The following is a 5,239-nucleotide window of genomic DNA, read 5'->3' as shown; positions in this document are numbered from 1 at the left end:
TGTCCAGCATGCTGCGCGAAACCGGCGACTGGTTCCATTATTCCATCGATTACCGGATCGGCACGCGGTATATGGGCGAATATATCGCCGATAACGCCAAGCGCGAGGCGATGAAGGTCCCTTTCCTGCGCGATCTGTTGCGCAGCGACAGCATCTATATCGGGTCGAACATTTCCTTCAACGACCTGCGGCCGATGTCGTCCTATCTGGGTAAGCCCGGTGATCCGGCCAAGGGCGGGCTGCCCTGGGATGAATATACCCGTCGTCAGGACCAGTTCCAATTGGCCGAGGTCGCGGCGCTGCATGACACCGGGCATTTCATCGAACGCTCGTATGACCTGTACCAATACCCGCATTTCATCTGCGATACCGGCGGGTCGATCTGCGAATGGGTCGATGTGAATAATCCCGATGACCCGATCATGACAGACCTTGCCGCCAAAACCCTGATGGTCTGGATCGAAGGCACCGACGCGCATACCGCCGAACTGATCCGCCGCTTTGACCGCGAACCCAAACCGATGTCCTATGACCCGGTGTTCCTGCTGGCGACATGGCAGGCCTATCTGGCGGAATTCAACAAAGCGCCTGACGAAGTGAACCCCGATGATTTCATCCGCTGGGCCTTTGCCAAGGCGCTGGCGCATCGTCAGCCGCGTTACAAGGCGATGGCAGACCGCTGGGGCCTGACCGTCGCGCAGGATGATGTGGCCGCAGTCACCGATGCGCAAGGTTTCATCGACATGATCGCCACAGCCCTTGAGATGCGGGGCTGAGCCGCCTATCTGATCCCTCTGTCAGGATATAGAAATCATGCCGATCAAACTCCCCTCTGCCCTGCCCGCCTATGATGTCCTGTCGAAAGAAGGCGTCATGGTGCTGGATGAAATCACCGCCGCGCGTCAGGATATCCGCCCCTTGCGGATCGCCTTGCTGAATCTGATGCCCAAGAAGATCCAGACCGAAAATCAATTCGCCCGGCTGATCGGGGCCACACCGTTGCAGATCGAATTTTCCCTGATCCGCATGTCAGAACACCAGACCAAGAACACCGCCGCCGATCATATGGAGGAATTCTATAAAACCTTCGCCGAGGTCCGCGATGAAAAATTCGACGGTCTGATCATCACCGGCGCGCCGATCGAACACCTGCCGTTTCATGACGTGACCTATTGGGACGAACTCACACAGGTATTTGATTGGACGCAGACGCATGTCCACTCCACCTTTGGGGTGTGTTGGGGTGGTATGGCGATGATTAACTATTTTCATGGTGTGAGAAAACATTTGCTGGACCGCAAATTGTTCGGCTGTCTGCGCCACCAGAATACCGCGCCCAGTTCCCCCTATCTGCGGGGTTTTTCCGATGATTGCGTGATCCCGGTCAGCCGCTGGACTGAAATGCGCCAGGATGAAATCGACGCCGTGCCGGGGCTGAAAACCCTGATTACCAGTTCCGAGGCTGGACCGGCCTTGGTCGAAGATGCCGCGCATCGCGCGCTTTATATCTTCAATCATTTTGAATATGACACCGGCACGCTGAAACAGGAATATGACCGCGACGTGGCCAATGGCACGCCGATCAATATCCCCGAGAATTACTATCCCGACGACGATCCGTTGAAGGTGCCGCAGAACCGCTGGCGCAGCCATGCGCATTTGCTTTACGGCAACTGGATCAACGAGATCTATCAGACAACCTATTACGATCTGGATAAAATTGGCACTTAAAGCATTCATCTTGACCGCCCTTGCCCTTGGGCTCGGCGCGCTGCTGACCGCCTGTTCCGCCCATACAAGGGCCGAACGGATCGAGGCCGATTACCCCCCCGTGGGCGAATTCGTCGACGTCACCGGCGGGCGGGTGCATTATGTGCAGGCGGGCGCTGGCCCCGATGTGATCCTGTTGCATGGCGCGGGCGGCAATCTGCGCGATTATACCTTTTCGCTGATGGGTCAACTGACCGACCGCTACCGCGTCACCGCCTTTGACCGCCCCGGCATGGGCTATACCGACCGCGCGCCGGGCATCGCGACCGGCCCTTTCGCGACCATGGGCGAAAGCCCCGACGCACAGGTCGCCATGCTGCGTGAAGCGGCGGGCGCGCTGGGCATCACCGACCCGATTGTCGTCGGCCACAGCTTTGGCGGTATCGTGGCGATGGCCTGGGGCACGACTGGCCTGACGCAGGATGACCCGACCAATGCATCCGCGCTTGTCACCCTTGGCGGCGTGTCGATGCCCTGGCCCGGCGATCTGGGTGCTTATTATTCCGTCAACGGCTCTGCGCTGGGCGGCGGTCTGGTGATCCCGCTGATCAGCGCCTTTACCCCCCGCAGCACGGTGGACAATGTGGTCGACGCGACCTTTGAACCGCAGGACCCGCCGCCAGGGTATATCGCACACCTTGGCGCCGAACTGGCGCTGCGCGAACGGACCTTCCGTGCCAATGCACGCCAGGTGAACGGGCTGCGCCCCTTCGTGGTGGAAATGACCGACCTTTACCCCCGGCTGACCATCCCGATCGAGGTGATCCACGGCACCGCCGACAACACCGTCCCGATCCATGTCCATGCCGAGGAACTGATCAAGATCGCCCCCACCGTCAACCTGACCCGTCTGGAAGGTGTCGGCCACCAGCCACACCACAGCGACGAGCCAGAGGCGATTGCCGCGATAGACCGCGCCGCCCGCCGCGCCGGATTGCGCTAGGCGCGGCACCGGCCCATAATGGCACAGCACAGCGGGGATGATTTCATGGACCTACCATTCGATGGCGCGATCAGCCGTTTTTGCAACGATGACGCCCCCGCAGATATCCGTGCCCTGATCGCGGATGCAGGCAAGAACGATATCCCCAACCCCAGCTTTCCCTATGACAGGCGCTGGGACAAGGATGCGTATCAGGACGCGATGGACAGGTTGCAGCTTGAACTGGTGCGCATGCAATCATGGGCGCGCGACACCGGCCAGCGGATTGTCGTGGTCCTCGAAGGGCGCGATGCCGCAGGCAAGGGCGGGTCGATCAAACGGTTCCGCGCGAACCTGAACCAGCGCAGCGCCAAAGTGGTGGCCCTGCCCAAACCCTCTGATACCGAGGCCGGGCAATGGTATTTCCAACGCTATATCGCGCATCTGCCGACCAAGGGCGATATCACGTTATATGACCGCAGTTGGTATAACCGGGGCGTGGTCGAACATGTTTTCGATTTCTGCACGCCTGCGCAGCGCGAAATCTGGTTTTCGCAGGTCCCCGAATTTGAAGACATGCTGGCCAAAGAAGGGATCAAGCTGTTCAAGATTTGGCTCAATATCGGGCGCGCCACGCAGTTGCAGCGTTTTCTGGCGCGTGAAAGCGACCCTTTGAAGCAATGGAAACTCAGCCGGATTGACGTGGACGGTCTGGCAAAGTGGGATGAATATTCCGACGCGATCCGCGAAACGCTGGACCGGACGCATCTGACGTTGGCACCCTGGACCGTGGTACGCGCCGACGACAAACGCCGCGCGCGTGTCAATGTGATCCGGTCGATCCTGCATGGGCTGGATTACACCGGCAAGGATGCACGCGCCTTGGGCGAGATCGACCCAAAGATCGCCGGTGGCCCCGACCTCTGGCATGTCTAAACAGGGCTATCACCACGGCAACCTGCGGCAGGCGCTGATCACGGCCTGTCTTGAGCTGATCGAAAAACGCGGGCCGACCGGGTTCACCCTGTCCGAAGCAGCGCGCGAGGCGGGTGTGACCCCCGCCGCCGTCTATCGCCATTTCGCCGGCCGCGAAGACCTGATCGCCGCCGCCGCACAGGAAGGTTATGCCATCTTTGCCGATCTGATGGATCATGCCTATGCCAAGGGGCAACCCTCCGCGCTTGCCGCTTTCTCTGCGACAGGCCGCGCCTATCTCGCCTTTGCCAGACGCTATCCGGGGCATTATATCGCGATGTTCGAATCCGGCGTTTCGATCAACCACAGCGCCGAACTGCACGCCGTGGCGACCCGCGCCATGGGCGTGCTGGAAAAGGCGGCAGCGGCGCTCAGCCAGCATATCCCCGCGCATAAACGCCCGCCCGCGCAGATGTTCAGCGCGCATATCTGGGCGATGTCGCATGGCGTGGTTGAACTTTTCGCGCGCGGCAATCCGGGGCGGACCAGCCCGTTTCCCCCCGATGATCTGCTGGAAACTGGCATCGGCATCTATCTGCGCGGGCTTGGCCTGCTGGACCCTGACACATAGGAACGCATCATGGACGGCACATTCGCGGTCATCTTTTTCATCGTCGGCTTGACCGATACCTATCTGAACGAATGCGCGACGGGCTGCTTTCAGCTACGCGAGGCCCCTGCCCGCGTGGCCTTGCAACTGAGCGAGACTTATTTTCAGCAAGACAATATCAGCAATGAATTCTACGCCAGCTATGATCTTGCCCGCAGCTATGGCGCGTTCCAGCCTGTGATTGGGGCAAGTGCGACCAGCGATGGCGATCTCTGGCTGGGTGGCGGGGCAAAATGGACCACGCAGAATGTCATTGATGGGCCGTTCTTTGTCGAACTGTCCTTCATGCCCGGCCTTTATGTGCAGGGCGACGGCCCCGATCTTGGCGGGCCGCTCGAATTTCGCGGCGCGCTGGGGATCGGCTATGAATTCGACAACGGGGCGACGCTGGCCGTGCTGGCCGACCATCGGTCAAACGCCGATCTGGGGGATATCAACCCCGGCCTTGAGACGGTTGGCCTCCGCTTTGCGATGACGCTCGACTAAATCCCGTAGATCGCGCCGAATTTCGTTTCCAGATAATCCAGCAGCGGGGCTTCTGCCGGGACCATCCCGGCAGCATGGGCGATGGTCTGCGCCGGTGTGCGCAAGCCGCCATATTGCTGGACATGCGTCCGCAACCAGCCCGTCGCGCGTGACAAGTCCCCGCGCGCCAGATCATCATCCAGATCAGGGACCGCCGCGCGCAGCGCCTGATGCAGGCAACCGGCATAGACATTGCCCAATGTATAGGTCGGGAAATAGCCGAACAGACCTTCGGACCAATGCACATCCTGCAACACGCCGTTGGACGGGCGATCGACGCGGAACCCGAAATCGGCGGCGAAACGGTCGTTCCAGGCAGATTCCAGATCGTTCACCGTCAGATCGCCCGCGATCAGCGCGCGTTCCAGATCGAAGCGCAGCAGGACATGCAGGTTATATTGCAGCTCATCCGCCTCGGTCCGGATGAACCCATTATG

The 5,239-nt window shown here is 60.2% G+C and carries 6 protein-coding genes and 1 pseudogene; 6 read left to right on the top strand and 1 reads right to left on the bottom strand.

The window, feature by feature from the left end; translation table 11 throughout:
• The 6 genes from ACK4TM_RS16185 to ACK4TM_RS16160 form a co-directional block, all read left to right on the top strand.
• Window positions 1-776 (top strand): ATPase (locus ACK4TM_RS16185; protein WP_409703178.1); only part of this gene is annotated, 776 nt, incomplete at its 5' end.
• Between the two features lie 37 nt (window positions 777-813).
• The gene (metA, locus tag ACK4TM_RS16180) at window positions 814-1,731 is read left to right on the top strand and encodes a homoserine O-succinyltransferase (protein WP_409703175.1); all 918 of its coding nucleotides are present in this window, start codon (window positions 814-816) and stop codon (window positions 1,729-1,731) included.
• Window positions 1,721-2,713, top strand: a complete 993-nt coding sequence (locus tag ACK4TM_RS16175) for an alpha/beta fold hydrolase (protein WP_409703172.1) — start codon at window positions 1,721-1,723, stop codon at window positions 2,711-2,713. Before metA ends, ACK4TM_RS16175 begins: the two co-directional genes overlap by 11 nt.
• Before the next feature lie 45 nt (window positions 2,714-2,758).
• Window positions 2,759-3,628, top strand: a complete 870-nt coding sequence (gene ppk2 / locus ACK4TM_RS16170) for a polyphosphate kinase 2 (protein ID WP_409703181.1) — start codon at window positions 2,759-2,761, stop codon at window positions 3,626-3,628.
• Window positions 3,621-4,238 (top strand): TetR/AcrR family transcriptional regulator, encoded by a 618-nt coding sequence (locus tag ACK4TM_RS16165; RefSeq protein ID WP_409703169.1) that lies wholly within the window; start codon window positions 3,621-3,623, stop codon window positions 4,236-4,238. The genes ppk2 and ACK4TM_RS16165 overlap by 8 nt, the downstream gene beginning before the upstream one ends.
• Window positions 4,239-4,247: 9 nt before the next feature.
• Window positions 4,248-4,763 carry an acyloxyacyl hydrolase gene (locus ACK4TM_RS16160; protein ID WP_409703166.1) on the top strand — a complete coding sequence of 172 codons (516 nt, stop codon included), beginning with the start codon at window positions 4,248-4,250 and terminating at the stop codon, window positions 4,761-4,763.
• Here ACK4TM_RS16160 and ACK4TM_RS16155 read toward each other — a convergent pair.
• Window positions 4,760-5,239 (bottom strand): annotated as a pseudogene (locus ACK4TM_RS16155) (carboxypeptidase M32); the annotation flags it as partial. The gene ACK4TM_RS16160 and the pseudogene ACK4TM_RS16155 sit on opposite strands and share 4 nt — an antisense overlap.

The sequence above is a fragment of the Yoonia sp. genome, assembly GCF_046292185.1.
GTDB lineage: Bacteria > Pseudomonadota > Alphaproteobacteria > Rhodobacterales > Rhodobacteraceae > Yoonia.
This window is presented reverse-complemented; position numbering and strand designations above follow the sequence as displayed.

Coding starts and splice junctions, on each gene's coding strand:
- metA (WP_409703175.1), top strand. CDS start 814: ATGCCGATCAAACTCCCCTCTGCCCTGCCCGCCTATGATGTCCTGTCG.
- ppk2 (WP_409703181.1), top strand. CDS start 2,759: ATGGACCTACCATTCGATGGCGCGATCAGCCGTTTTTGCAACGATGAC.
- ACK4TM_RS16165 (WP_409703169.1), top strand. CDS start 3,621: ATGTCTAAACAGGGCTATCACCACGGCAACCTGCGGCAGGCGCTGATC.
- ACK4TM_RS16160 (WP_409703166.1), top strand. CDS start 4,248: ATGGACGGCACATTCGCGGTCATCTTTTTCATCGTCGGCTTGACCGAT.